The 25,578-nt window shown below is 66.1% G+C and carries 20 protein-coding genes and 1 pseudogene; 11 read left to right on the top strand and 10 right to left on the bottom strand.

Going from position 1 to position 25,578, the window contains the following annotated elements; genetic code table 11:
• Positions 1 to 9 precede the first annotated feature (9 nt).
• On the bottom strand, positions 10 to 1,725 hold the full coding sequence (locus DW355_RS11770; protein ID WP_431733236.1) for a PHA/PHB synthase family protein: 1,716 nt from the start codon (positions 1,723 to 1,725) through the stop codon (positions 10 to 12).
• Positions 1,726 to 1,890: 165 nt separating this feature from the next.
• On the opposite strand from DW355_RS11770, the gene DW355_RS11765 reads away from it, so the two are divergent.
• Complete coding sequence (locus DW355_RS11765; protein WP_207388015.1) at positions 1,891 to 2,223, top strand: hypothetical protein; 333 nt, start codon at positions 1,891 to 1,893, stop codon at positions 2,221 to 2,223.
• Here the strand turns inward: DW355_RS11765 and pgeF are convergent.
• Positions 2,155 to 2,967, bottom strand: coding sequence for a peptidoglycan editing factor PgeF (pgeF, locus tag DW355_RS11760; RefSeq protein ID WP_131280310.1), 813 nt, complete (start codon positions 2,965 to 2,967; stop codon positions 2,155 to 2,157). The genes DW355_RS11765 and pgeF overlap by 69 nt on opposite strands.
• 72 nt (positions 2,968 to 3,039) lie before the next feature.
• Between pgeF and DW355_RS11755 the strand changes: the two genes are divergently transcribed.
• Both DW355_RS11755 and DW355_RS11750 read left to right on the top strand, forming a co-directional pair.
• Entirely contained in the window at positions 3,040 to 3,342 is a 303-nt protein-coding gene (locus DW355_RS11755) for an antibiotic biosynthesis monooxygenase family protein (protein ID WP_131280308.1), read from the top strand.
• 123 nt (positions 3,343 to 3,465) lie between these two features.
• Positions 3,466 to 4,164, top strand: coding sequence for a fumarylacetoacetate hydrolase family protein (locus DW355_RS11750; RefSeq protein WP_131280307.1), 699 nt, complete (start codon positions 3,466 to 3,468; stop codon positions 4,162 to 4,164).
• Between the two features lie 95 nt (positions 4,165 to 4,259).
• On the opposite strand, the gene DW355_RS11745 is transcribed toward DW355_RS11750, so the two are convergent.
• From DW355_RS11745 to DW355_RS11735, 3 genes are all read right to left on the bottom strand, one after another.
• Positions 4,260 to 4,934 carry a DUF1566 domain-containing protein gene (locus DW355_RS11745; protein ID WP_165493187.1) on the bottom strand — a complete coding sequence of 225 codons (675 nt, stop codon included), beginning with the start codon at positions 4,932 to 4,934 and terminating at the stop codon, positions 4,260 to 4,262.
• Positions 4,935 to 4,999: 65 nt separating this feature from the next.
• The gene (locus DW355_RS11740) at positions 5,000 to 5,647 is read right to left on the bottom strand and encodes an isochorismatase family protein (RefSeq protein ID WP_131280304.1); all 648 of its coding nucleotides are present in this window, start codon (positions 5,645 to 5,647) and stop codon (positions 5,000 to 5,002) included.
• A 25-nt stretch (positions 5,648 to 5,672) separates the two neighbouring features.
• Positions 5,673 to 6,674, bottom strand: coding sequence for an MDR family oxidoreductase (locus DW355_RS11735; RefSeq protein WP_131280302.1), 1,002 nt, complete (start codon positions 6,672 to 6,674; stop codon positions 5,673 to 5,675).
• A 45-nt stretch (positions 6,675 to 6,719) separates the two neighbouring features.
• Here DW355_RS11735 and DW355_RS11730 point away from each other — a divergent pair, with 45 nt between their 5' ends.
• Entirely contained in the window at positions 6,720 to 7,286 is a 567-nt protein-coding gene (locus DW355_RS11730; RefSeq protein ID WP_431733166.1) for a C40 family peptidase, read from the top strand.
• 135 nt (positions 7,287 to 7,421) lie between these two features.
• Entirely contained in the window at positions 7,422 to 8,465 is a 1,044-nt protein-coding gene (locus DW355_RS11725) for an alpha/beta fold hydrolase (protein ID WP_165493186.1), read from the top strand.
• A gap of 96 nt (positions 8,466 to 8,561) precedes the next feature.
• Here DW355_RS11725 and lpdA read toward each other — a convergent pair whose 3' ends face one another.
• From lpdA to aceE, 3 genes and pseudogenes are all read right to left on the bottom strand, one after another.
• The gene (gene lpdA / locus DW355_RS11720) at positions 8,562 to 10,370 is read right to left on the bottom strand and encodes a dihydrolipoyl dehydrogenase (RefSeq protein ID WP_131280299.1); all 1,809 of its coding nucleotides are present in this window, start codon (positions 10,368 to 10,370) and stop codon (positions 8,562 to 8,564) included.
• Between the two features lie 20 nt (positions 10,371 to 10,390).
• A pseudogene (aceF, locus tag DW355_RS11715) lies at positions 10,391 to 11,740 on the bottom strand (dihydrolipoyllysine-residue acetyltransferase); the annotation flags it as partial.
• 18 nt (positions 11,741 to 11,758) lie between these two features.
• Complete coding sequence (aceE, locus tag DW355_RS11710; protein ID WP_131280295.1) at positions 11,759 to 14,488, bottom strand: pyruvate dehydrogenase (acetyl-transferring), homodimeric type; 2,730 nt, start codon at positions 14,486 to 14,488, stop codon at positions 11,759 to 11,761.
• Positions 14,489 to 14,792: 304 nt separating this feature from the next.
• Here aceE and DW355_RS11705 point away from each other — a divergent pair, with 304 nt between their 5' ends.
• The 3 genes from DW355_RS11705 (at position 14,793) to folD (ending at position 19,078) form a co-directional block, all read left to right on the top strand.
• Positions 14,793 to 17,498: a PAS domain-containing sensor histidine kinase gene (locus DW355_RS11705; protein WP_131280294.1), complete on the top strand. Its 2,706-nt coding sequence runs from the start codon at positions 14,793 to 14,795 to the stop codon at positions 17,496 to 17,498.
• Positions 17,495 to 18,121, top strand: coding sequence for a response regulator transcription factor (locus DW355_RS11700; protein WP_131280292.1), 627 nt, complete (start codon positions 17,495 to 17,497; stop codon positions 18,119 to 18,121). The genes DW355_RS11705 and DW355_RS11700 overlap by 4 nt, the downstream gene beginning before the upstream one ends.
• 105 nt (positions 18,122 to 18,226) lie before the next feature.
• Entirely contained in the window at positions 18,227 to 19,078 is an 852-nt protein-coding gene (folD, locus tag DW355_RS11695) for a bifunctional methylenetetrahydrofolate dehydrogenase/methenyltetrahydrofolate cyclohydrolase FolD (RefSeq protein WP_131280291.1), read from the top strand.
• Between the two features lie 89 nt (positions 19,079 to 19,167).
• Here the strand turns inward: folD and DW355_RS11690 are convergent, their stop codons facing one another.
• The gene (locus DW355_RS11690; protein ID WP_165493185.1) at positions 19,168 to 20,148 is read right to left on the bottom strand and encodes a DMT family transporter; all 981 of its coding nucleotides are present in this window, start codon (positions 20,146 to 20,148) and stop codon (positions 19,168 to 19,170) included.
• Between the two features lie 78 nt (positions 20,149 to 20,226).
• Here DW355_RS11690 and DW355_RS11685 point away from each other — a divergent pair, with 78 nt between their 5' ends.
• Positions 20,227 to 21,186, top strand: a complete 960-nt coding sequence (locus DW355_RS11685) for a LysR substrate-binding domain-containing protein (protein WP_131280288.1) — start codon at positions 20,227 to 20,229, stop codon at positions 21,184 to 21,186.
• A gap of 37 nt (positions 21,187 to 21,223) precedes the next feature.
• Here DW355_RS11685 and DW355_RS11680 read toward each other — a convergent pair whose 3' ends face one another.
• Positions 21,224 to 21,706: a RidA family protein gene (locus tag DW355_RS11680; protein WP_131280286.1), complete on the bottom strand. Its 483-nt coding sequence runs from the start codon at positions 21,704 to 21,706 to the stop codon at positions 21,224 to 21,226.
• 100 nt (positions 21,707 to 21,806) lie between these two features.
• Here DW355_RS11680 and DW355_RS11675 point away from each other — a divergent pair, with 100 nt between their 5' ends.
• Positions 21,807 to 23,231 carry a tetratricopeptide repeat protein gene (locus tag DW355_RS11675; protein ID WP_131280284.1) on the top strand — a complete coding sequence of 475 codons (1,425 nt, stop codon included), beginning with the start codon at positions 21,807 to 21,809 and terminating at the stop codon, positions 23,229 to 23,231.
• A gap of 106 nt (positions 23,232 to 23,337) precedes the next feature.
• Positions 23,338 to 25,443: a M3 family metallopeptidase gene (locus DW355_RS11670; protein WP_207388014.1), complete on the top strand. Its 2,106-nt coding sequence runs from the start codon at positions 23,338 to 23,340 to the stop codon at positions 25,441 to 25,443.
• Positions 25,444 to 25,578: the final 135 nt, after the last annotated feature.

The raw sequence follows: 25,578 nt of genomic DNA, 5'->3' as shown, positions 1-25,578 counted from the left end.
CGGTATGACTCAGGCCGACTGCCTGACGTAGCGCCCCGGCGCCGGCTCGATGACCTTGTACCGGCCTTTGCCGTACTTTTTCGGCGCCGGCACCAGCGGCCCCGCATGGTGCTGTAGCCAGGCGGCCCAGTCTGGCCACCAACTGCCGGTCTGCTCCTGCGCGCCCGCCAGCCAGTCATCGAAGCGTGTCGGCAACTGGCCATCGGCGCGTATCCAATGGCCGCGCTTCTTTTTCTCGGGCGGATTGATGACGCCTGCGATGTGACCCGAAGCCCCCAGCACGAAACGCCGCGGCCCGGACAAAACCTGGGTGCTGGCATAGGCACTGGCCACGGGCACGATGTGGTCCTCGCGCGAGCCGTAGATGTAGGCCGGCAAGTCCAGACTGCGCAGATCGATCGGCTGCCCGCAGACGGTCAGGCGCCCGGGCTGGACCAAGTTGTTCTCAAGGTAGGTGTTGCGCAGGTACCAGGCGTACCAGGGCCCTGGGAGGTTGGTGCTGTCACCGTTCCAGTACAACAGGTCGAAAGGCGGGGGGGTCTCGCCCTTGAGGTAGTTGCGCGCCACGTAGTTCCAGACCAGCTCGGTGGGCCGCAGAAAACTGAACGTTGCCGCCAGCTCACGCCCAGGCATCACGCCGCCCTGGGCGAATTGCTGCTCGCGCAGGCGCACCGCGGCCTCGTCGATGAACACGTCCAGCACGCCGGTATCGGAAAAATCCAGGAACGTCGTCAGGAGCGTGAGGCTGGCCACCGGGTGTTGCCCGCGCGCGGCCAACACCGCCAGGGCCGTGCCCAGCAAGGTGCCGCCAACGCAAAAACCCAGGGCGTTGATCTGGCCCCAACCCTCGCCATCGTCGTGGTCCGATGCTTGGCCATCCCCCTTCTTGGTCCGGGTCGCGGCGATCTCTCGCGTCACCGTGATGGCGCGGATGACGGCCTGTTCCACGTAGTCGTCCCAGGTCTTGTCGGCCAGGCTGGCGTAGTCCGCGTCAGCGGGGTCCGCCGGCGGGTTGCGCCAGCTGATGACAAACACGCGCTGCCCCTGGCTCAGCGCGTAACGAATCAGCGAATTGCCCGGCTGCAGATCCAGAATGTAGAACTTGTTGATGCACGGTGGCACCAGCAGGAGCGGTCGCGCATGCACCTGATCCGTCAACGGCTGGTATTCGAGGAGCTGGAACAATTCGTTCTCGTACACCACCGCGCCCGCCGAAGTGGCGACATTACGCCCGACCTCGAACTGGCTTTCATCCGTCAGGCTCACCTGGCCCCGGCCCAGGTCGTGCAGGAGGTTGTGCAGGCCCTGGGCCACGCTGCGCCCCTGGGTCTCGATGGCCTTGCGCTGAGCGTCCCGGTTGAAGGCCATGAAGTTGCCGGGCGCGCTGGCGGCCACCCACTGATCCACCCCGAAGCGGATGCGCGCGCGGGTCTTGGCGTCGGCCTGCACCGCCTCGGCCAATTGGGTAAGCAGGCGCGCATTCAAGGCATGGAGGGCCTGGGCTGCATCTTCCGTCCAGCCTTCGCGCGCGAGTTGGGCGCAATCGTTCAGGTACTGCTGCTGCAGGGACTGCAGGGTATCAGGAGGAATGCGCGGGAACACATGCAGGGGCAAGGCCGCGGTTGGCAGGCCGGGCGCCAGGGCCGTGGCGAACGCGGCCGCCTGTGCCTGCTGGGCCTGCTGGGCCTGCGCCACGGTATGCATCCACGCCGTCCAGGCCGACATCGCATCGGCGGTATGCTCTTGCGCTTTCTGGCCCTCTGCCCCGCTCATGTCAGCTCCTCGCATCCAGCACGGCACCGTGCCGCGTTCCCGGTCCGGTGACCAGTATTGCAGGCGCCGCCCGCCATGCCAAGACACGGCCTGCTTCTTTTCTCGGGTATAGCCACCATGTTCCTGCCCCTGATCGCGATCGCCTGGCTCTACGTGGCCTTGATGATGGCCGTGGCCGAGGCCAGCAGCCCGATCGGCAGCCTGCTGGGCGCCATCGTCACATTCCTGCTCTACGGCGTGGGTCCGGTGGCGCTGCTGCTCTACATCCTGGGCACGCCGCTGCGCAAGAAGCTGCGGCGCCTGAGGGAAAGTCGTGAGGACAACACGACCGAGTCGGTCACGGCCGACGACCCCCGGCCGGCCACGGAGCACAAACCAGCCTCAGCCCAGCCAGATGCAGGCGGCCATGCGGCCGCTGACGCGGTCGCGCCGGTGCGAAAAGAACCGTGAACGCTGGGTGACGGTGCACCACGCATCCGAGCCATTGTTGCCCTGGATCTGCTGCACGCCCAGGGCATGCAGCCGCTGGCGCGCCAACCCAGGCAAATCGGCCAGCCATTTGCCGGACTTGCCCGGGATGGGCCGGAACAGGGAGGCAGCCTGCCTGTCCCAGGCCTCGAATGCGGAACGCACATCCGGCCCCACCTCGTAGGCCATGGGGCCGATGCAAGGCCCCAGCCATGCCAACAGATCGCTGGGCAGCAACCGCTGCCCCTGCGTTCGCAGCTGGGTCAGCACCGCGCGTTCCAGGGTTTCCAGCACGCCATCACCGCCCTCGCCCGACAGGCCGCGCCAGCCCGCATGCGCCGCCCCGACGAAACGGCCTTGTTTGTCGGTCAGCAGCACAGGCAGGCAGTCCGCGATCAGCACGGTGCAGACTACGCCGCGCTCCTGCGTCCAGCAGGCATCGGCCTCATTGCCCTGCGAGGTGAAACGGTCCAGGCGCAGAACCTTGTTGCCATGGACCTGCTGCATGAAGACCGGGTGGGCCTGCAGCGCCTGGGCCAGGCGCGCGCGGTTCCGGCCCACGGTGAGCACGTCGTCCCCGACATGGTCGCCCAGGTTGAGGCTGTCATAGGGGGGTGCCGACTGCCCTCCCGCGCGTGTCGTGCACAGGGCGCGCACCGTGGCAGGCACGGGCCATTGAGGTCGGAGCCAATCTGGATGGGGGGCGGAGCGGGAAGCGGAAGTCATGCCGCGCAGGATAAGCGAGAATGCCAGCCATCCCAACCCGGAAAAAGCCATAAGCGCAGGAGCATTCGACCCATGATTCTGGAACTCGCCGACATCCGCATCCAGCCCGGCCAGCAGGCCGCCTTCGACGAAGCCATTCAGCGCGGCCTGGCCACCGTGATCAGCCAGTCGCGCGGCTACCGCGGCCACAAGGTCAACAAGGGCGTGGAAAACCCCGAGCGTTACATCCTGATGATCTTTTGGGAAACGCTGGAGGACCACACGGTCCACTTCCGCCAGTCCCCGGCCTTCTCCGCCTGGCGTGCCATCGTCGGTCCCTTCTTCGCCCAGCCACCCCAGGTGGAGCATTTCACGCTGCTGTCTAAAAGCAATTGAACGCTCGCAGGCTCCGCGCCTGATCAGGCGCGGGGCCCCCTTGCGAGAAGCAACGCCAGTGGTCCGGCGAAGCCGGTTCCAGGGCATTCCAGGTCAGGCCCCTGTCCATAAGGAATCGGTTTCATGTCTTACGTCATCCCCGCACCCGCGCCCGTCTCCGTGCCCGTCGTTGGCCGTGCCGAGCGCTTCCCCGTCAACCGCGTCTACTGCGTGGGCCGCAACTACGTGGCGCACGCCCAGGAAATGGGCTTCACGGGCCGCGAACCGCCCTTTTTCTTCATCAAGCCGGCCGACAGCTGCCTGGTCGTCGAGCCGGGTCAGACCGCGCAACTGCCCTACCCCAGCCTGACGCAGGATTTCCAGCACGAGATCGAGCTCGTGGCCTGCATCGGCAAGGGCGGCATGAACATTCCCGCGGCCGAAGCCCGCCAGCACATCTGGGGCTATGCCGTGGGCCTGGACATGACGCGCCGTGACCTGCAAGGCGAGCAGAAGAAGCAGGGGCGTCCGTGGTGCATCGGCAAGACCTTCGAGGCGGCGAGCCCCATTGGCGCCATCACACCCGCAGCCAACGTGGCGGCTCAGATCGAAAGCGCCGAGATCGCGCTGGCGGTCAACGGACAGACGCGCCAGAAAAGTGACGTTTCCAAGCTGATCTGGAATCTGGGCGAGATCATCGAGCACCTGAGCCGGGCCTGGCTGCTCAAGCCCGGTGACCTGATCTACACCGGCACGCCCGAAGGCGTGGCGGCCCTCCAGCAAGGCGACGTGCTGGAAGGTCGCGTGAGCGGTCTGAGCCCCATCCGCCTGCAGGTGGTCTGAATCTGCCCCACCGTGCCGGCGCCGACCTGGCGCCCAGGCGGCGCGACGATTGACACCCCGACTGACGCCGGCCCTCCCCGGGCCGACGCAGCGGTTCAAGGCTGGTAAGGCCGCACCAGCCGCACCACCAGGGCCGTGCGGCGTGAAACGTCCCCACGCGATTCGCCGTTGCCCAGGTGCACGGCCCAGCCCATGCGAGCCGACAAGCGCTCCTGCTGGTTGGTGCTGCCATTGGCGATGTTGTCGTAGTTGTAGGGGTTGGTCTGCGCAACGCTGATGCTGGCATTGCCGCTCCAGGTCCAGCCCTGCGGATCGGCCGGGAACAGCGTGGCGCTGGCGGCGTCTTCCTTGATCCTGCGCAATTCATGGATGCGCGGCAGGCGCCAGGCCACGCCCTCGGCCTTGGCTCGCGCCCCGGCCAGCGCCTGCGCGGTGGTGAAGGTCATCAGTCGCGGTTCGCCAACGCAGTTGTGGCCGTTCCAGGTCATGCCCTCCACGCAGCGCAGCCAAGCCAGCTTGTTCTGGACGTCGAGCACATAAGCGCCGTCGGCACTGAGCACCAAGCCCGGCGTGGTCACCGTGCCAGGGCCGTCGACCTTGCCGTCCATTTTGCTTTCAGCCGATGTCTGCGCCGCTGCCTCCGGGGAGGTCGACGGCGCCGGGTCGGGTGACGTCTGGGCCTGCATTGCCCCGACCCAGGCCCCGAACAACAAGCCGGCCAGCAAACGACGGCCCTGCAGCGACCGTCCCGAGCTCTTGGTTGTGTTCATGCGCCATCCTCCTCTGCCCAGTGATTGGGTGCCGTGCGCAACATGCGCGCCTGCATTGTCCCGTTTCACGCGGCGACTTCCTTGACGATGCGCAAGGTTTCGGCGAAGGCCGGGTGCTCGGCCGTGCGCAGCCATTCAAAGGCCACCATCTCGGTCGTCACCAGCTCCGCGCCGGCCCCGGCCAGGCGGTCGAAGGCGGCATCTCGGTTGCGCTCCGTGCGCGAGGTGCAGGCATCGGTCACCACCCAGACGTCGAATTCCTCCTCCAGCAGCGCCAGGGCTGTCTGCAACAGGCAGACGTGGGTTTCGCAACCCGCGATCACCACGGTCCCGCGCTCGGGCACGGCTTCCGGTTTCTTCTGCAGGTGCTTGGGCAAGCTGCGCGCATTGCCGCCCTGGGGGTTTTGCGCGCGCGCGGGCGGACGCAGCAACTCACCCAGGCCATCGGCCACCGCGCTGAAACTCATCTTGGGAAAGGTCTTGCCCCCTCCTGCCTGCTGGGCCTGGGCCACCAGCGCCTGCAGGTCGGGGTCCGTGGCGCCCAGGCCCTCGGGGTATTCCTCGGTCAACCAGACCGGTACCTTGAACAGGCGCGCCAGTCGGGTCAGGCGCCGGGCGTTGCCCAAGGCCCAAGCCCCGTCATGCAAGGCAGGCAGCAGCTTGACCTGGTAATCCACCAGCAGCAGTTGAGAGTCGTCGTGTTCCAGCAGCATGTCGTGTGGGTTCCTGTGTAGATCGTCAAGCCGCGATTTTGACAACGATGCGACCGCGCACCTGGCCAGCCATCAGCTGACGGGCTTTTTCCAGGGCCGTCGGCAAGGACACCTCCTCGGTCATGCGCTCGAGCAGGGCCGGGTCCAGATCGCGCGCCAGCCGGTCCCAGGCGCGTTGGCGCTTGGGTAGCGGCGCCATCACCGAGTCGATGCCGGCAAGCGTCACGCCACGCAGGATGAAAGGCGCGACCGACCCCGGCAGATCCATGCCTTGCGCCAGGCCGCAGGCGGTCACGACACCGCCGTAGCGTGTCTGGGCCAGGGCGTTGACGAGGGTGTGCGACCCAACGGCATCCACCACCGCAGCCCAGCGCTCCTTCTGCAGTGGCTTGCCAGGCAGGGCCAGCTCGGCGCGGTCCATGATGGTGGTTGCGCCGAGGGCACGGAGATAGTCCGCCTCCGCCGTCTTGCCGGTTGCCGCGGTGACCTTGAACCCCAGTCGGCTCAGCAAGGCCACGGCGATGCTGCCCACGCCACCGGTCGCACCAGTCACCAGCACCTCACCCGATGTGGGCGCCACGCCGTGGTCTTCCAGCGCCAGCACGCTGAGCATGGCGGTGTACCCAGCCGTGCCGATGGCCATGGCCTGCCGGGGTGTGAAGGCCGAGGGCAGGCGCACCAGCCCGTTGCCCCTCAGGCGCGCCCGCTCGGCCAGGCACCCCCACTGCGTCTCGCCCACGCCCCAGCCGTTGTGCACAAAGGCATCGCCCGCGCGCCAGGCGGCATGGCGTGATTCGAGTACCGTCCCCGCGCCATCGATGCCGGGCACCATGGGCCATTTGCGCACCACGGGGCCTTGGTTCGTGAGCGCCAGACCGTCCTTGTAATTGAGCGTGGAATACTGCACGTCCACCGTCAAGTCGCCTTCGTTCAAGGGCGGCAGATCAGCCTCGTCCAAGGTCGCCAGGCGCGCGGCGAAACTTTCGGGCCGGCCGTTGGCTTGCTCCAACAAAAGGGCCTGGAACATGTCTTTTCTCCTCGTAAAAAAGCCTTGGGATCCGGCAGGATCGGCATGACACCCTATGCTAACCGGATGCCCGTGCGCACGATGCCCCTGACCCGCGCCCCAATGCCATTGGGCGCGCTTGCCCTGACCTTGGCCGTGACTGCCCTGCTGCACGCCTGCGCCTCGCCAGGACGCGCGGCCGGCGTTTCCTATGACAGCCCCCACGCCATGGTGAATGACGGCACCGAGGACCGCCGCGCCGAAATCGTGGTGGCCGCCATGGGCGCTCTGGGCACGCCCTACCGCTACGGTGGCGGCAGCTACGAGGGTGGCTTTGATTGCAGTGGTTTCGTGCGCGCGGTCTACCAACAGACCTGGGGCCTGACACTGCCACGCCAATCCGCGCAGCAGGCCCGCGCCACGCGCGCCATCGCGCGGCGTGAGTTGCAGCCGGGCGATCTTGTCTTCTTCAACACCGTGGGCCAGGCCTTTAGCCACGTTGGCATCTACGTGGGCGACGATCGCTTCATCCACTCCCCCAAGGCCGGTGCCAGCGTGCGCATCGAGAACATGCGTTTGCGCTACTGGGATGACCGCTTCAACGCGGCGCGGCGCGTCAGCCCGCCGAGCTGACGCCGGGGCGAGCCCTGGGCCACCGGTATGCTCAGGCGTATATGCTTGCGAACCTCGTCACGCGAGCACACGACCTGCTTGTTTCGCTTCATTCCATTCTTACTTCCACGTTATTCCACGCTGAGCTCTCCTGTGTTGCGACCCTCCCTCCGTCATTTCTTCCTCGCAGCTCTGCTGGCCTCTTGCGCCATGCTGCCGGCCCGTGCCCAACTGCTGAACTTCCTGCAGCCAGCCGACCCAAGCTACCTGAACGCCGAACCGCTCAGCATCACGCTTGAAGGCTGGCCCTACCCTTACCCGGTGAGCCTGCTGCAGATCTCGCTGGAGGGACAAACCGTGCGCATGGCCTACATGGATGTGCGTCCCAAGAACCCCAATGGCCAGACCCTGCTGCTGCTGCATGACCAATACTTCAGCAGCGACTACTGGGCACAGACTCTGCGTACCCTGAGCGACTATGGCTACCGCCTGGTCGTGCCGGACCAGATTGGCTTCGGCCGTTCCTCCAAGCCGGACATGCCGTACCGCTTTGGCCTGCAGGCCCAGGCCACGCTGCGACTGCTGGACCACCTGCAGATCCCCCAGGTGGCCGTCATCGGCCACGGCATGGGTGGCATGCTGGCCGTGCATTTCGCGCGGCGTTATTCGCAGCGCGTGAGCGCGCTGGTGCTCGAGAACCCCGCAGGGCTGGAAGATTACGCCACGCTGCCGCCGGTCAACACGGAAGCGATGACCCGGCAAAACATGTTGCTCACGGCGGCCCAATACCGACGCGAACTCAAGGCGCAATTCCCCGCCTGGCGTCCGCCGCATGAACGCTACGTCGAACAATTCGCCCGCCTGCAGCTCAGCAGCGAGTACCCGCGCCACGCACAGGTGGCTGCGCTGACACAGCAGATGATCCTGGAAGGCCCCATCCTGAATGAGATGCCGCGCCTGCTCGCGCCCACCCTGCTCATCGTCGGGCTGAAGGACCGCACCGTGCCTGGCCAGCGTTACTACCCTGCCGATGTGATCAAGGCGTTGGGTGACTTTTCCAAGCTGGGCAAGGACGCGCAATCTCGCATCCCCGGAGCGCAGCTGCGCGAGCTGCCCGATATCGGGCACACACCGCACTTGGAGGATCCGGAGTACTTCATCGCGGTGATGACGGATTTCCTGTACAGCAAGAAGCCCTGAGCACCCTGCTCACTCAAAAGCAACGGCCCCTGCCTTTCACCGCAGGGGCCGTTGCTTTTGGAGCCAGGCGATGACGCGCTGGCTTGCCGGGATGCCTTACTTCCTCGGCGGCGGCACGTCCGTGCAGGAGCCATGCGCCACCTCGGCCGCCAGGCCGATGCTCTCGCCCAGCGTGGGATGCGGGTGGATGGTCTTGCCGATGTCCACCGCGTCGGCGCCCATCTCGATGGCCAGCGCGATTTCGCCAATCATGTCACCCGCGTGCGTGCCCACGATGCCGCCACCGACGATGCGGTGCGTCTCTTCGTCGAACAGCAGCTTGGTGAAGCCTTCGTCGCGGTTGTTGGCGATGGCCCGGCCCGAGGCGTTCCAGGGGAACAAGCCCTTCTTGACCTTGATGCCCTGGGCCTTGGCCTGGTCTTCCGTCAGGCCCACCCAGGCCACTTCGGGGTCGGTGTAGGCCACACTGGGGATCACGCGGGCGTCGAAGGCGCTGCTGGCCAGTTCGGGGTTGCCCTGCAATTCACCGGCGATGACTTCCGCCGCCACATGCCCTTCGTGCACGGCCTTGTGCGCCAGCATGGGCTGGCCCACGATGTCACCGATCGCGAAGATGTGCGGCACGTTGGTGCGCATCTGCACGTCCACGTTGATGAAGCCCCGGTCCGTGACGGCGACGCCGGCCTTGTCGGCGGCGATCTTCTTGCCGTTGGGCGTGCGGCCCACGGCCTGCAACACCAGGTCGTAGACGCCTTCGCTCTTCGTGCCATCGAGACCTTCGAACTGGACCTTGATGCCCTGCGGCGTGGCCTGCGCGCCGACAGTCTTGGTCTTGAGCATCACATTGTCGAAGCGATGCTTGTTCATCTTGTCCCAGACCTTGACGAGGTCGCGGTCGGCGCCCTGCATCAGGCCGTCCATCATTTCCACCACGTCCAGGCGTGCACCGAGCGTGCTGTAGACCGTGCCCATTTCGAGGCCGATGATGCCGCCGCCGACGATGAGCATCTTCTTGGGCACGCCACTCAGCGCCAGCGCGCCGGTGGAATCGACCACGCGTGGATCGTCGGGCATGAAGGGCAGGCGCACGGCCTGCGAACCGGCCGCGATGATGGCCTTCTTGAAGGCCACGACCTGCTTCTTGCCGGTCTTCTGCTGGGCCGTGCCCGAGGTTTCTTCCACTTCGAGGTGGTTGGCACCCGCGAAGGACCCATACCCGCGCAGCACCGTGACCTTGCGCATCTTGGCCATCGCGGTCAGGCCACCCGTGAGCTTGCCAATGACCTTTTCCTTGTGGCCACGCAGCTTGTCGATGTTGAGCACCGGCTTGCCAAAGTCCACACCGAGGTCGGCCATGTGGCTGACCTCGTCCATCACCGCGGCGACGTGCAGCAGGGCCTTGGACGGGATGCAGCCCACATTCAGACAGACACCACCCAGGGTGGCGTACCGCTCGACCAGCACGACCTTGAGGCCGAGATCGGCCGCGCGGAAGGCCGCCGAATAACCGCCGGGGCCGCCGCCGAGCACGAGTACATCGCAGTCGAGGTCGGCGCTGCCGCCGAAGCTGGCTGCCACGGGGACAGGCGCGGTGGCGGCGGGAGCCGGAGCAGCAACGGCCGCAGCAGCAGGTGCCGGGGATGCGGCAGGAGTTGCGGCCACCTCGCCCGCAGCCTCCAGCATCAGCACCACCGAGCCTTCCTTCACCTGATCGCCGATCTTGATCTTCAATTCCTTCACCACGCCCGCGTGGCTGGACGGAATCTCCATGGAGGCCTTGTCGGACTCCACCGTGATCAGCGACTGCTCGGCCTTGACCGTGTCGCCAGGCTTGACCAGCAGTTCAATGACCGCCACCGACTCGAAATCACCGATGTCGGGTACCTTGATTTCCACGAGAGCCATGTGTGTTTCCCTCGTCAGAATCAGAGCAGGACACGGCGGAAATCGCCGAGCACCTGGGCCAGATAGGCGTTGAAACGGGCGCCGGCCGCACCATCGATCACGCGGTGATCGTAGGACAGCGACAACGGCAGCGTCAGGCGTGGCTGGAAGGCCTTGCCGTCCCAGACCGGCTTCATCGCGCCGCGCGACAGGCCCAGGATGGCCACTTCCGGCGCGTTGATCAGCGGCGTGAAGTAGGTCGTGCCAATGCCACCCAACGAGGAAATGCTGAACGTCCCGCCCTGCATGTCGGCCGCGCCCAGCTTGCCGTCACGCGCCTTCTTGGACAGCTCGGCCATCTCGGCGGAAATTTCCACCAGACCCTTCTGATCGGCGTTCTTGAGCACGGGCACCACGAGACCATTGGGCGTGTCGGCTGCGAAACCGATGTTCCAGTAGTTCTTCAGCACCAGCTGATCGCCGTCGAGGCTGGCGTTGAATTCGGGGAACTTCTTGAGCGCCGCGACCGCCGCCTTGATCACGAAGGCCAGCATCGTGAATTTGATGCCCGCCTTTTCGTTTTCCTTGTTGAGCTGCACGCGCAGCACTTCCAGCTCGGTGATGTCCGCGTCTTCGTAGCTGGTGACGTGCGGGATCATCACCCAATTGCGGTGCAGGTTCGCGCCGCTGATCTTCTTGATGCGCGAGAGGTCCTTGCGCTCGATCGGACCGAACTTGGCAAAGTCCACCTTAGGCCAGGGCAGCAGGCCCAGGCCGGCGCCATCGCCACCGGCCGGCGCGGCGCCCATGGCCTGGGTGCGCGCGCCGCCGCTCATCACGGCCTTGGTGAAGTTCCTGATGTCCTCTTCCACGATGCGGCCCTTGAGGCCGCTGCCCTTGACCTCGGCCAGGGGCACACCGAACTCGCGCGCCAGCTTTCGGATCGAAGGACTGGCATGCGGCAGCGCGCCCACCTTGGCCTGTTGGGCCAGGGGGTCGTGCGCGGCCGGTGCGACAGTGGAGGCCGATGCGACGGGAGCCGCCGCAGGCGCGGCGGGTGTGGACGCCACGGCAGCAGCCGGTGCGGGAGCCGGCGCAGCAGCAGGTGCCGGGGATACGGCAGGAGTTGCGGCCACCTCGCCCGCAGCCTCCAGCATCAGCACCACCGAGCCTTCCTTCACCTGATCGCCGATCTTGATCTTCAATTCCTTCACCACGCCCGCGTGGCTGGACGGAATCTCCATGGAGGCCTTGTCGGACTCCACCGTGATCAGCGACTGCTCGGCCTTGACCGTGTCGCCAGGCTTGACCAGCAGTTCAATGACCGCCACCGACTCGAAATCACCGATGTCGGGTACCTTGATTTCTACGAGAGCCATGTATACGTCTTCCTCTGTAGGTGCTTGCGATCAGGCGTGCAGCGGATTGATCTTGTCCGCCTTGATGCCGTACTTGGCGATGGCCTCGGCCACCTTGGTCGCCGGCACGGTGCCCTCGTCGGCCAGGGTCTTGAGCGCGGCCACCACGATGTAGTGGCGGTTGACCTCGAAGTGCTCGCGCAGCTTGCTGCGGAAGTCACTGCGGCCAAAGCCGTCGGTGCCCAGCACCTTGTACGTCCTGCCCTTGGGCAGGTAGGGACGGATCTGCTCGGTGTAGTTTTTCACGTAGTCGGTGGAGGCAATCACCGGACCGCCATGCGGCTCCAGTTGCTGGGTGACGAAGGGCACCCGGGCCTTTTCCGTCGGGTGCAGCAGGTTCCAGCGTTCCGCGTCCTGGCCGTCGCGGGCCAGTTCGTTGAAGCTCGGGCAGCTCCAGACATTGGCGGCCACGCCCCAATCCTTCTCGAGCAATTCCTTGGCGAACATGGATTCACGCAGGATGGTGCCGGAGCCCAACAGGTTGACCTGCGGCGCGCCTTTCTTGCCGGCGATCTTCTTGTCGGCTTCCTGCAGCAGGTACATGCCCTTGATGATCTGCTCTTCCGTGCCGGCCTTCAGGCCCGGCATGGCGTAGTTCTCATTGAGCAGCGTGATGTAGAAAAACACGTTGTCCTGCTTCTCCACCATGCGCTTCAAGCCATGGTGGATGATGACGGCGACTTCGTGCGCGAAGGTCGGGTCATAACTGACGCAGTTCGGGATGGTCGAAGCCAGCACATGGCTATGGCCATCTTCATGCTGCAGGCCCTCGCCGTTGAGGGTCGTGCGACCGGACGTGCCGCCGAGCAGGAAGCCACGCGCCTGCATGTCGCCGGCCGCCCAGGCCAGATCGCCCACGCGTTGCAGGCCGAACATCGAGTAGTAGATGTAGAACGGCACCATGATGCGGTTGTTCGTCGAGTACGACGTCGCCGCGGCGATCCACGAGCAGATGCCGCCCGCCTCGTTGATGCCTTCCTGCAGGATCTGCCCCGCCTTGTCCTCGCGGTAATACATCACCTGGTCCTTGTCGACCGGGGTGTACTTCTGGCCTTCAGGGTTGTAGATGCCCACAGTGCGGAACAGACCTTCCATGCCGAAGGTACGCGCCTCATCGACCAGGATGGGCACCACGCGCGGACCCAGGGCCTGATCACGCAGCAGTTGCGTGATGAAGCGCACGTAGGCTTGCGTGGTCGAGATCTCGCGCCCCTCGGCGGTGGGTTCCAGCACGGCCTTGAAGGTGTCCAGGGACGGCACTGCGAAGGTTTCGCTGCTCTTGGCGCGGCGCTTGGGCAGGTAGCCACCCAGGGCGTTGCGGCGCTCATGCAGATAGCGCATTTCCGGCGTGTCCTCGGCCGGCTTGTAGAAGGGCACCTTGTCCAGTTCGCTGTCGGGAATCGGAATGTTGAAGCGGTCGCGCATGTAGCGCACATCGTCGGCGCCGAGCTTCTTGGTCTGGTGGGCGGTGTTCTTGCCCTCGCCCGCCTTGCCCATGCCGTAGCCCTTGACGGTCTTGACCAGCAGCACCGTGGGGCCACCGGTCGTGGTGTGCGCCTTGTGGAAAGCCGCGTAGACCTTCTGCGCGTCATGCCCGCCGCGACGAAGGTTCCAGACCTCCTGGTCACTCATGTGGGAGACCATCTCGAGCGTGCGTGGATCGCGACCAAAGAAGTTCTTGCGCACATAGGCACCATCGTTCGCCTTGAAGGCCTGGTAGTCACCGTCCAGGGTGTCCATCATCAGCTTGCGCAAGGCCCCGTCCTTGTCACGCGCGAGCAGCGCGTCCCATTCCTTGCCCCAGATCAGCTTGATGACGTTCCAGCCGGCGCCACGGAATTCACCTTCCAGCTCCTGGATGATCTTGCCATTGCCGCGCACCGGACCGTCCAGGCGTTGCAGGTTGCAGTTGACGACAAAGACCAGGTTGTCCAGCTTCTCGCGCGCGGCCAGGCCGATCGCACCCAGGCTTTCCGGCTCGTCCATTTCGCCATCACCGCAGAAAACCCAGACCTTGCGTTGGCTGGTGTCGGCGATGCCGCGGGCATGCAGGTACTTCAGGAAACGCGCCTGGTAGATGGCCATGATGGGGCCCAGGCCCATGGACACCGTGGGGAACTGCCAGAAACCCGGCATCAGCTTGGGGTGCGGGTAGCTGGATAGACCCTTGCCGTCCACTTCCTGGCGGAAGTTCAGCAACTGCTCCTCGGAAATGCGACCTTCCAGGAAGGCTCGGGCATAGATGCCAGGCGCGCTGTGGCCCTGGATATAGAGCAGGTCACCCCCATGGGTGCCACCTTCATCGGTGTTGTCGCCGTGCCAGAAATGGTTGAAACCGGTCGCGAACATGTGGGCCAGCGACTGGAAGGAGCTGATGTGCCCACCGAGGTCACCACCGTCGGCGGGGTCCAACCGGTTGGCCTTGACCACCATGGCCATGGCATTCCAGCGCATGTAGGCACGCAGGCGGCCTTCCAGCTCCAGATTGCCCGGGCTGCGGGCTTCCTGATCAGGTTCTATGGAGTTGACATAACCCGTGGTGGCCGAGAAGGGCATGTCGATGCTGTGCTCGCGCGCGTGCTCCAGCAATTGCTCCAGCAGGAAATGAGCGCGCTCGGCACCCTCCTGCTCGATCACGGCTTCCAGGGCGTGTTTCCATTCAAGGGTTTCCTGGCTGTCGAGATCGGCAGCATCAAGACGGTTTTGGGGCAGGGCTGACATGGCGAGGCTCCTCTCATCAGTCTTACGTTCGGGGGAAAAACCAGCGCGCTCGAAGGCGTACGCCCGTGCGTGCTGCTTCAGACAGCTTGCGAGTTTCGCACAATTCATGACGATTTCAAATCGCGACCACCAATTCCGCAATATGAACTTCAAGGTCGCCTGGAACGGATTCTGAAACCTCAAATCGCCCTGAAATCCAGGCCAAGGCCCACCAGCCCCTGGTGCTGCGCCCGCATACACTGCGCTTGACATCTTTCCGGCGACTCGCGCGCCATTGTCTCCCTGTTGCGTCCCGATTCACCCAATGTCCACGCCTTTCGCCAAGCTTTACGCCAGTCTGCTGCGCGTCCTGCCCATCCCCAAGCGCCTGCGCGACTGGTGGAACCGGCAAGCCCCCCACCGGCAGGACCGCTACGCCATGCTGGCGCCGCTGGTGGCGGTGTTCTTCTTCTTCACGGCCATCGTGGTGGCCGTGGGTTACCTGCGCATCGAGGAAATGGAGCGCGAGCAGGAAGCCCTGCGCCGCGACGTGGAGTACGCGCAGCAGCGCCTACGGCTGCGGCTGCTGGAACGGCAGGAAGACCTGACGCGCCTGGCGCAGCAGATTTCGAACCAGGAGCTCAGCACCACGCAATTCCGTCACCGAGCCGAGGTGATCTTGCACCTTTACCCCGAAATCCAGGGGCTGAGCTGGATTGCGCCCGCGTCCAGGCGCACCGGTTCGCCCACGGGCTCGCAATCCGGCGAGCGCTTCCGACTGCGCGCCAGCCAGGGCTACAGCCCCGCAGCCCAGGTACTGGACGCTTACCCCGGCATCGCGGCATCACCCTCCCTCGCCGGCAGCCTGGATGCCTACGCCCAGGCGCGCGAACTGCACCAACCGGCCTACGCGACGCCCTGGCTGCTGTCGGCCGACGGCCCGGCCTGGCTCAACCTGTTCCTGCCGTTGCAGATCCAAGGCAGATTTGGCGGCGTGCTGCTGGCCGAGTACTCCATCGACGCGCTGTACGACTACAGCATCTCGGCCGATGTCTCGGCGCGCTACGCCACCTCGCTGCGCAATGCCAAAGGTCAGGTGCTCGCGGGCAGCCGCGTGCCCCGCCCCAAGGCGGCTGCGGGCAGCAACAGCCTGACCACTTGGTTGGGCTGGTCCGGACAGGCCGAGCAGCAGGTGCTGGTCTCGCCGGCCGGTACGGGCCTGGTGCTGCATGCGCAGGCCTACCGGGCCTCGCAGGGCCTGATCGGCAGCAGCCTGTTCTGGCTGGTGACCGTGCTCAGCGTGATGACCGCCTGGATGCTGATCGCCAACTGGCGGCACACCCGCCGCCGCGTCCAGGCCCAGCGCGCGCTGCTGCTGGAGACCAGCTTCCGCCGGGCCATGGAAAACTCCATGCCCACGGGCATGCGCGCGCTCGATCCCCAGGGTCGCATCACCTACGTGAACGCGGCCTTCTGCCAAATGACCGGCTGGAGCGAACAGGAACTGGTGGGCGCCATGCCGCCCTTCCCCTTCTGGCCGGAAGACTCCCATGAACTGCTGGCGGCACGGCTGGAAGACGAGTTGCAAGGGCGCATCACCTCCAGTGGCTTGCAGGTGCGCATCCAGCGCAAGGACGGTTCGCTGTTCGACGCGCGCATCCACGTCTCGCCCCTCATCGACGCCCATGGTCAGCAGACCGGCTGGATGACATCGATGACCGACATCACCGAGCCCAACCGCGTGCGTGAGCAGCTGTACGCCTCCTACGAACGCTTCACCACCGTCCTGGAGGCGCTGGACGCCTCGGTCTCGGTCGCGCCCCTCGGCGGCGGCGAGCTGCTGTTCGCCAACAAGATGTACCGCCTGTGGTTCGGCGACCAGAACCAGGGCCATGTCCAGCTCTCCAGCCAGGCCGGCCATGGCGGCATGGACACCCCGGGCGGCGCGGCCGCGCGCGACCAGGACAACCAAGACGCCGTAGACGACCTCGCCGGCCTACCGGCCAGCAGCCTGCTGGACGCCGCCGAGGACCCGGCCGAGGCCGAAAACGCCGAAATCCATGTCGAGTCGCTGGACAAGTGGCTGGAAGTCCGCACCCGTTACCTGACCTGGGTGGACGGTCGCCTGGCGCAGATGGTGATCGCCACCGACATCACGCCGCGCCGCCGGGCCGAGGAACAGGCCGCCGCCCAAGCCGAACGGGCGCAGACCGCCAACCGCCTGATCACCATGGGCGAGATGGCCTCGAGCATCGCGCACGAACTGAACCAGCCGCTGGCCGCCATCACGAATTACTGCAACGGCATGATCTCGCGCATCCAGGCCCGGCAAATCGCCGAGGAAGACCTGCTGGGCGCGCTCGACAAGACGTCTCGGCAGGCTCAGCGCGCCGGCCAGATCATCCAGCGCATCCGCGCCTTCGTGAAGCGCAGCGAACCCAAGCGGGTGGCCTTCGAAGCCGCCGATCTGGTGGACGAGGCCATTGAACTGGCCGAGATCGAGCTGCGCCGCAACAACGTGCGCCTGACCCGGCAGATCGCCGACGGCCTGCCGCGCCTGATGGTGGACCCCATCCTGATCGAACAGGTGCTGATCAACCTATTGAAGAACGCGGCAGAGGCCATCGTCCAGGCGCGCCGCGCCCTGTCCCTGCGACGCATCGATCTGCAGGTCCAGGCTGCCGAGGTCGAGGGCCGGCCGGTGGTCGAGTTCATCGTCACGGACCGCGGCCACGGCATCGCGCCGGAGATGATGGAACACCTTTACGAAGCCTTCCACACCACCAAGGCCGGCGGCATGGGCATTGGCCTGTCCTTGTGCCGTTCCATCGTCGAGTCCCACCAGGGCCGGATGCGGGCGGAGAACCTCTACAATGGCCCGGGAGCAGGGACGGAGACGCCGGAGGTCGTGGGTTGCCGCTTCTCCTTCTGGTTGCCCCTGGAACCGGAGCCTGCCCGAGAAACAACTACAACACGCGGAGACAGACCGCCATCGCCATCGACCCAGGAAGATGACAGGATAAGAACATGAGCTTGATCCCCAAGAAAGGTACCGTGTATGTCGTGGATGACGACGAAGCGGTGCGCGACTCCCTGCAATGGTTGCTCGAGGGCAAGGATTACCGGGTACGCTGCTTCGATTCAGCCGAGTCCTTTCTTTCCCGCTATGACCCGCGTGAAGTCGCCTGCCTGATCGCCGACATCCGCATGGATGGGATGACCGGCCTGGAACTGCAGAACCGGCTGATCGAGAAACACTCTCCCCTGCCCATCGTCTTCATCACCGGCCACGGCGACGTGCCCATGGCAGTGGACACCATGAAGAAGGGCGCGATGGATTTCATCCAGAAGCCCTTCAATGAAGCCCAGCTGCTGGACTTGGTGGAACGCATGCTGGAGCGCGCCCGCGCTGCTTTCAGCGAATACCAGCTGGCCGCCGACCGCGACGCCCTGCTGGCAAAACTCACCACCCGCGAAAGTCAAGTGCTGGAACGCATCGTCGCGGGCCGCCTGAACAAGCAGATCGCCGATGACCTGGGCATCAGCATCAAGACGGTGGAGGCGCACCGCGCCAACATCATGGAAAAGCTCAACGCCAACACCGTGGCTGACCTGCTCAAGATCGCGCTGGGACAGAACGCCATCAAGGCCTGAGTTTCCGTCCCTGCCCCGACGCCCGCTGTTCCCGCCCAGCGGGCGTTTCCTTTTGATTTGCTTTTGAATCGCGGGCATTTTCACTTGACATCACACGCCAGCACCATGACCGCACAACTGATCGATGGCCTCGCCCTCTCCAAGCAACTGCGTGCCGAAGTCGCCCAAGGCGCGGCCGCCCTGGCCGCGCGAGGCCACAAGCCGGGCCTGGCCGTCGTGCTCGTCGGCGACAACCCGGCCAGTCAGGTCTATGTGCGCAACAAGGTCAAGGCCTGCGAGGACAGCGGCTTCCATTCCGTGCTCGAAAAGTACGAGGCCACGCTGAGCGAAGCCGATCTGCTGGCGCGCATCGCCGCGCTGAACACCGACCCCACCATCCACGGCATCCTGGTGCAACTGCCCCTGCCCGCCCACATCGACGCGCAGAAAGTCATCGAGGCCATTTCGCCCGACAAGGACGTCGACGGTTTCCACGTCGCCAGCGCCGGCGCGCTGATGACCGGCCTGCCCGGTTTCTGGCCCTGCACCCCGCACGGCTGCATCAAGATGCTGGAACACATCGGCTACGAGCTCAAGGGCAAGCACGCCGTGGTCATCGGTCGCAGCAACATCGTGGGCAAGCCGATGGCGCTGATGCTGCTGGGCAAGAACGCCACCGTCACCATCTGCCACAGTGCCACGAAAGACCTCAAGGCCCAGACCCTGCAGGCCGACGTGATCGTCGCCGCCGTGGGCAAGGCCAAGATGCTGACGGCGGACATGGTCAGGCCCGGCGCGGTGGTCATCGACGTGGGCATGAACCGCGACGAAAACGGCAAGCTCTGCGGCGACGTGGATTTCGAACGCGTGAAGGACGTCGCGAGCTGGATCACTCCTGTGCCCGGCGGCGTGGGCCCCATGACCATCACCATGCTGCTGGTCAACACCCTGGAAGCGGCGCGGCGCGCGGCGGGCTGAACCCGGGCCTGTCCTCGACAGGCGCACTGGCGACGCAAGACCAAGAGGGCGGGTACAGCCGCTTTCGGCCTGCGTCTGATAGCGGGGCTTCAGTGGGCGCGGGCCCGAACCCGGGGCTCCTGAGCTGCCCGTGTCACCAACCAGAGACCGGCCGCGACCGGCACAATGCCCAGCAAATCGCTGCCGTGCAGGGGCTCACCCAGCATGGCCCAGCTCATCAACAAGCCCGTGGGCGGCATCAGAAAGTGCAAGGCACTGGCTTCGGTGGCACTGCGCGTGCGCAGCAGATGCAGCCAGAGCAGGTAGGCGACGATCGAGACCAGTCCGACCATCAGCGTGAAGCTCACGACGAAAGTCGGCGTCCAGTGGATCGCATGGTCTGCTTCCAGCCATGCAGCCAGCGGGATCAACAACAGGCCGGACACCCCCACCTGCACCGCGTTGCTCAGCAGCAGGTCCACCCCCGCCAGTTCAGGCTGCCAGCGTTTGAACAGCAAGGTGCCGGCCACCAGCGACAAGGCCCCTGCACCAACCAGCACCACGCCCAGGGCGCTATCGTCCTGTAGACCCAGGCGCCGCCAGACGATCCAGCACACCCCCGCCAGGCACAGCAGCAGCCCGGTGACGCGCCGCCCGTCCAGGCGCTCGCCCAGCAGCAGGCTGGCGGCCAGCGCCACCCAGACGGGGTTGGTGCTGATGATCACGCTGCTCAGACCCGAGGACAGGTGCAGCATGCCGAACCAACCCAGCCCCAGGTAGAGGGCGTTGTTGCACAGGCCGATGAGGGCCAGCAACACCCAAGGCCGCCAGGCACTGCCCCGGTCGCCAGCGCCTGGATCGCGCGACAAGAACGGTGTCCCCCGACGCCAGGCCCGCAGCGCCACCCAGGCCAGCATCAGCGCCGAGGCGAGCAGAAAACGCAGGCAGAGGAATTGGAGGGGCGGCGCATCGCGCAGGCCCAGCTTGGCCAGCGGGAAGGCCGCGCTCCAGCACAGGCAAAAGGCCAGCACCTGGGCCAGGTAGGACGCAGAAGTCGAGGACGGGGATGCAGCAGGCAGGGTGTCAGACATGGCCGGCATCCTAGGCAGTCCGGCATAAATCGTAAAATGAAATGATCGGATTCGATCCATTCAGAAAATCAATTCATCATGCAGCTCGACCTGGACCTGTTGCGCACCTTCACCAGCGTGGTGGACACCGGCGGCTTCGGCAGCGCAGGCCTGCGCGTGCACCGCAGCCAGTCCACGGTCAGCCAGCAGGTGCGCAAGTTGGAGGAACTGACGGGCAAGACCTTGCTGCTGCGCGACCGCAACGGCGTCACGCTCACCGACGACGGCGAACTGCTGCTGGCTTATGCGCGCCGCCTGCTGACCCTGCACGAAGAGGCGACGAACGCGCTGGGCGAGCAGACCCCGACGCATGTGTTGCGCGTGGGGGTGGTGGAGGACTTCGCCGGCACGGCCTGGATGCACACCCTGGCGGACTTCGTCCGTCAGCGCCCGGCGGTGCGGCTCGAGACCGTCTGCGATCTGTCCACCCACCTGCAGCGCCAGTACGCGCGAGGCCAGCTCGACCTCATCGTGGCCAAGGACGTGGTGCCGCCGGGCATGCACAGCCCCATCGCCCTACCCGCGGACTGCGAGGTGGTCTGGAGCGAGCCCCTGCGCTGGATCGCCGCTGAGAACTACCGGCCACCCGCGGCCCAGACGGCGTCCCTGCCTCTCGTGCTCTTCATGCCGGGCTGCGTCTACCGCCAGGCCGCCATCCAGTCGCTGGAGCTGGGCGGCCGCGCCTGGCATGCCGTGCTCAGCACCCAGAGCCTGCACGGCCTGCAGGCCGCCTTGCGCGCTGGCATGGGCCTGAGTCCGCTGAACACGGCGGCGGCGCATCTGCACAGCGGATCGCATGGGCGTGGCACCGAGCTGGTCGTACTGGACGAAAACCGCCATGGCCTGCCGCCGCTGGGCCACAGCCGTTACCTGCTGCGCTTGGCACACCCCGGCACCGCGGCCGAGGACGACCTGCAGTTGCTTGCGCAACTGGTGCGGCAACAGGTGCGGCGCTGGCATGCGCAGCACAGCGCCCCGCCCGCAGCGCTCGCGGCCTGAACGATCGCGGCCTGGGGCGTCAAGCCGGCGGTGCGCCTCACTCCACCCCGAACACGAAGTCGATCTCCACCGCCGCCCCCTTGGGCAGTTGCAGCACCCCCACCGAGGTCCGCGTGTGCACGCCCCGCGGCCCGAACACCGCGTACAAGGCCTCCGAGGCGCCGTCGGCCACCTCGCTCTGCTGCGTGAAATCCGGCGTGCTGCGCACGAACACCGAGATGCGGGGCACCGAACGGATGGCCGCCAGACTGCCCAGCGCCGACTTGGCCAGCGTCAAGGCACGCAAAGTGGACAGGGTGGCCGCGCGGCGTGCACCCGCCAGGTCGATGACCGCGTCGGGCCCGCTGCCGACCGCGCCGACAAACTGCACTTGGTCGCCGACGCGCGGGATCTGTCCACTCACGTACAGCCATGGGCCGTCACGCAGCACGGGCACGTACTGGCCGCCGATCTTGATTTCCTCGCCCAGGGGAAACGCATGGGCCATCGCCAGCTTGGCGTATGCCTCGTCAGACTGCATGAAGTTGTTCCTTTCAAAATCACCGAACCCGCTAAGCGATAGCGTATTTCATCCTTCATTTTCCCGTCTCGCCCGGGACCGGACGCCGCAGAATCGCCCCATGCCCGCGCCCTCCTCCCAACCTTCCACCACGCTAGAGCAACTCTTCATCCTCGGCAATCAATGCCTGGCCGCCGGCGACTGGTCCGCGGCCGCAACAGCCTACCGCGCCGCGCTGGCCATCGACCCCGAGCAGGCGGCCCTGCATGGCAATCTGGCACTGGCGCTGGACGAATCGGGAGATGCCGAGGCAGCGGAACACCACTACCGCGCGGCCCTGACGCTGGAACCTACGCAGGCCCAGCTCTGGATCAACTACGGCGTGCTGCTGCAGCAAGGCAAGCGCCTGGAAGCGGCCGAGGTCGCGCTACGCCGAGCTTTGACGCTGGAACCCGACGATACATCCGCACTGAGCAACCTGGGGGTGCTGCTGGCCAAGTTGTACCGCGATGACGAAGCCGAGGCGACCTTGCGCCAAGCGTTACGCCTGGAACCCACGCATCGCAAGGCGGCCTACAACCTGGGTTACCTGCTGCTGCGCCAGGGCCAACTGGAAGAAGGCTGGTTGCGCCTGGAGCAACGCGACCGGCACGGCGCGCTGGCCGAACGCCTGGCGCGGCAGCTGCCCTGCCCGCGCTGGCACGGCGAACCCTTGCAGGGCCGCTCCCTGCTGATCGCGCTCGAAGCTGGCCATGGTGACATGGTCCATTTCTGCCGCTATGCCTCCCTGGCCAAGGCCGCTGGCGCGCGGCGCGTCACCGTGCTGTGCCACCCGGCCTTGGTCCGCCTCTTCGCCACGCTGGACGGTTGTGACCAGGCCCTCCCCTTCGATCAGGAATTGCCCGACGACGGCAAGGGTCAGCCAAGCGATTTCGATTACTGGGTCCCGCCCTTGAGCTTGCCCCACCTGTTCGCGACCCGCCCCGACACCCTTCCCGCAGCCTTGCCCTATCTGCATGCGGACCCGGCACGCGTGGCGCGCTGGGCGCCTCGGCTGGCAGCACCGACGGGCGTGCTGAAAGTCGGCCTGGTCTGGAAGGGCAATCCCAATTTCGAGAACGACACCGAACGATCCCTGCCCAGCCTGGCCACGCTCGCCCCGCTGGGCCAGACACCCGGCGTGGTGTTCTACAGCCTGCAAAAAGGCGCGGGCGAGGACGAAGCCAAGGCTCCGCCTGCGGGACTGGCCCTGACGCCACTGGGCGGCGAGCTGCAGGACTTCGCCGACACCGCCGCCGTCATCGCCCAGCTGGACCTGGTGATCACCGTGGACACGGCCGTGGCCCATCTGGCCGGCGCCCTGAACAAACCCTGCTGGGTGCTGCTGCCCTGGTACCTGCCCGACTGGCGCTGGTTCCAGGGCCGGGACGACTCGCCCTGGTACCCGGGTGTGATGCGCCTGTTCCGCCAGCCTGCGATGGGTGACTGGCCCAGCGTGGTGACGGGGCTCGCACAGGCGCTGCGCGAGTGGGCTGGCCGCGCCTGATCCGCACCGGCCTTCGTGGGGTGGGTCGCAGCAAGCGCGGGAGTACGACCCGCGCTATGAAGGCCATAGGCAAGGTCGGCCTTGAACTGCGGCCGGATACCGCAAAATGTCGGGCATGACCGCCTCCACATCCGCCGCCCTCGACACCCCCAATCCCTTGCTGGACGCCTCTGGCTTGCCGCTGTTCGACCGCATCCGCCCCGAGCACGTGGCCCCGGCGCTGGACACCCTTCTGGCCGAAGCCGAAACTGCGCTCGACACCGTGACGAAGCCAGACTATCCGGCTGACTGGAAAACCATCGCCAAGGTGCTGGACGTGGCGACCGAGCGACTGGGCCGGGCCTGGGGCACGGTCAGCCACCTCAATGCCGTCGCCGACACCCCTGAGCTGCGCGCCGCCTACAACGCCGCCCTGCCCCGCGTCACCGAGTTCTGGACCCGGCTGGGCTCGGATGAAAGGCTCTACGCCAAGTACAAGGCCATCGCCCCCGAGAGCCTGAACGCGGAGCAGCGGCAAGCCCACAAAAACGCATTGCGCGGCTTCGTGCTGGGTGGCGCGGAACTGCAAGGCGCGGCCAAGGAACGCTACGCGCAAATCCAGGAAGAACAGGCCGAAGCCAGCCAGAAGTTCAGCGAGCATGTGCTGGACGCCACCGACCATTGGGCCTACTACGCCACGGCGGATGAACTGGAAGGCGTACCGGAAGACGTGCTGCAGGCCGCGCGCGCCGCAGCCCAGGCCGAGGGCCGGGACGGCTACAAGCTCAGCCTCCAGATGCCGAGCTACCTGCCGGTGATGCAGTTCGCCAAGAGCAGCGAACTGCGCCGCCGCCTATACCGCGCCTTTGTCACCCGCGCCTCCGACCAGGCCGAAGCCTATGCCCCCGGCAAGGATGGCACGGCCATCGACGGCAAGCAGTACGACAACACCGCGCTGATCGGCCAGATCCTCGCCCTGCGCCATGAAGAAGCGCAATTGCTGGGCTACCGCAATTACGCGGAAGTCTCCGTCGCGCCCAAGATGGCCGATACGCCCGAGCAGGTGATCACCTTCCTGCGCGACCTCGCCGTCAAGGCCCGGCCCTATGGCGAGCGGGACGTGGCCGACCTGCGCGCGTTTGCCGCGCAGGAACTGGGCATCACCGACCCGCAACCCTGGGACTGGAGCTTCATCAGCGAAAAACTCAAGGAAGCGCGTTACGCTTACAGCGAGCAGGAGGTCAAGCAGTACTTCACCGCGCCGCGCGTGCTGGCCGGTCTGTTCAAGATCGTGGAAACCTTGTTCGAGGTGGCCATCCGCGAGGACCAGGCGCCCGTCTGGCACCCTGCGGTGGCCTTCTACCGCATCGAACGCGGCGGGCAGTTGCTGGCCCAGTTCTACCTCGACCAGCCCGCCCGCGCTGGCAAGCGCGGCGGCGCCTGGATGGACGACGTGCGCACGCGCTGGCTGCGCCCGGACAACGGCCAGCTGCAGACACCCGTCGCGCACCTGGTCTGCAATTTCGCCGACGGTGTGAACGGCAAGCCCGCGCTGCTGACGCACGACGACGTCATCACCCTGTTCCATGAATTCGGCCACGGCCTGCACCACATGCTGACTCAGGTGAACGAGCGCGACGTCTCGGGCATCAGCGGCGTGGAATGGGATGCGGTGGAACTGCCCAGCCAGTTCATGGAGAACTTCTGCTGGGAATGGGAAGTGCTGCGCCACATGACCGCCCACGTCGACACCGGCGAACCCCTACCGCGTGCGCTCTACGACAAGATGATCGCGGCCAAGAACTTCCAGAGCGGCATGCAGACCCTGCGCCAGATCGAGTACTCGCTCTACGACATGCTGCTGCACACGGCGGGCGCGAAGCCCGACTTCATGGACGTGCTGCGCCAGGTGCGCGCGGAAGTGGCCCTGCTGCCCGCGCCCACCTTCAGCCGCACGCCGCATACCTTCAGCCATGTCTTCGCGGGCGGGTACGCGGCGGGCTACTACAGCTACAAATGGGCCGAGGTGCTGAGCGCCGATGCCTACGCGGCCTTCGAGGAAACGGCGGGGCCGGACGGCACGCCCAGCGTGGAGACGGGCCGCAGATACCGGCAGGCGATTCTGGAAGCCGGCGGCTCACGCCCGGCCATCGAATCGTTCAAGGCCTTCCGGGGGCGGGAGCCGAGCTTGGAGGCGCTGCTGCGGCACCAGGGGATGGCTGAAACGGCCTGAGATTTCGCTCAACCGTTGCTTCCTCGCCCGAGGACGCGGGGTGACTGCTCCGCGACTGTCCTCCTTCAAGGGCCTCCCGGCCCTTGAATTCCCCCTTTATGTCGCTGCGCAGTCACCCCGCATCCTCGGGCTCCA

The organism is Hylemonella gracilis, assembly GCF_004328645.1.
GTDB lineage: Bacteria > Pseudomonadota > Gammaproteobacteria > Burkholderiales > Burkholderiaceae_C > Hylemonella > Hylemonella gracilis_B.
The sequence above is the reverse complement of the archived record's forward strand: the minus strand, read 5'-3'. Positions and strand labels throughout refer to the sequence as shown.

What these genes read in the sequence shown, in the direction of transcription:
- DW355_RS11770 (WP_431733236.1), bottom strand. Translation starts at nt 1,725, where the DNA reads ATGTCGGCCTGGACGGCGTGGATGCATACCGTGGCGCAGGCCCAGCAG.
- DW355_RS11765 (WP_207388015.1), top strand. Translation starts at nt 1,891, where the DNA reads ATGTTCCTGCCCCTGATCGCGATCGCCTGGCTCTACGTGGCCTTGATG.
- pgeF (WP_131280310.1), bottom strand. Translation starts at nt 2,967, where the DNA reads ATGACTTCCGCTTCCCGCTCCGCCCCCCATCCAGATTGGCTCCGACCT.
- DW355_RS11755 (WP_131280308.1), top strand. Translation starts at nt 3,040, where the DNA reads ATGATTCTGGAACTCGCCGACATCCGCATCCAGCCCGGCCAGCAGGCC.
- DW355_RS11750 (WP_131280307.1), top strand. Translation starts at nt 3,466, where the DNA reads ATGTCTTACGTCATCCCCGCACCCGCGCCCGTCTCCGTGCCCGTCGTT.
- DW355_RS11745 (WP_165493187.1), bottom strand. Translation starts at nt 4,934, where the DNA reads ATGAACACAACCAAGAGCTCGGGACGGTCGCTGCAGGGCCGTCGTTTG.
- DW355_RS11740 (WP_131280304.1), bottom strand. Translation starts at nt 5,647, where the DNA reads ATGCTGCTGGAACACGACGACTCTCAACTGCTGCTGGTGGATTACCAG.
- DW355_RS11735 (WP_131280302.1), bottom strand. Translation starts at nt 6,674, where the DNA reads ATGTTCCAGGCCCTTTTGTTGGAGCAAGCCAACGGCCGGCCCGAAAGT.
- DW355_RS11730 (WP_431733166.1), top strand. Translation starts at nt 6,720, where the DNA reads ATGACACCCTATGCTAACCGGATGCCCGTGCGCACGATGCCCCTGACC.
- lpdA (WP_131280299.1), bottom strand. Translation starts at nt 10,370, where the DNA reads ATGGCTCTCGTGGAAATCAAGGTACCCGACATCGGTGATTTCGAGTCG.
- aceE (WP_131280295.1), bottom strand. Translation starts at nt 14,488, where the DNA reads ATGTCAGCCCTGCCCCAAAACCGTCTTGATGCTGCCGATCTCGACAGC.
- DW355_RS11705 (WP_131280294.1), top strand. Translation starts at nt 14,793, where the DNA reads ATGTCCACGCCTTTCGCCAAGCTTTACGCCAGTCTGCTGCGCGTCCTG.
- DW355_RS11700 (WP_131280292.1), top strand. Translation starts at nt 17,495, where the DNA reads ATGAGCTTGATCCCCAAGAAAGGTACCGTGTATGTCGTGGATGACGAC.
- folD (WP_131280291.1), top strand. Translation starts at nt 18,227, where the DNA reads ATGACCGCACAACTGATCGATGGCCTCGCCCTCTCCAAGCAACTGCGT.
- DW355_RS11690 (WP_165493185.1), bottom strand. Translation starts at nt 20,148, where the DNA reads ATGTCTGACACCCTGCCTGCTGCATCCCCGTCCTCGACTTCTGCGTCC.
- DW355_RS11685 (WP_131280288.1), top strand. Translation starts at nt 20,227, where the DNA reads ATGCAGCTCGACCTGGACCTGTTGCGCACCTTCACCAGCGTGGTGGAC.
- DW355_RS11680 (WP_131280286.1), bottom strand. Translation starts at nt 21,706, where the DNA reads ATGCAGTCTGACGAGGCATACGCCAAGCTGGCGATGGCCCATGCGTTT.
- DW355_RS11675 (WP_131280284.1), top strand. Translation starts at nt 21,807, where the DNA reads ATGCCCGCGCCCTCCTCCCAACCTTCCACCACGCTAGAGCAACTCTTC.
- DW355_RS11670 (WP_207388014.1), top strand. Translation starts at nt 23,338, where the DNA reads ATGTCGGGCATGACCGCCTCCACATCCGCCGCCCTCGACACCCCCAAT.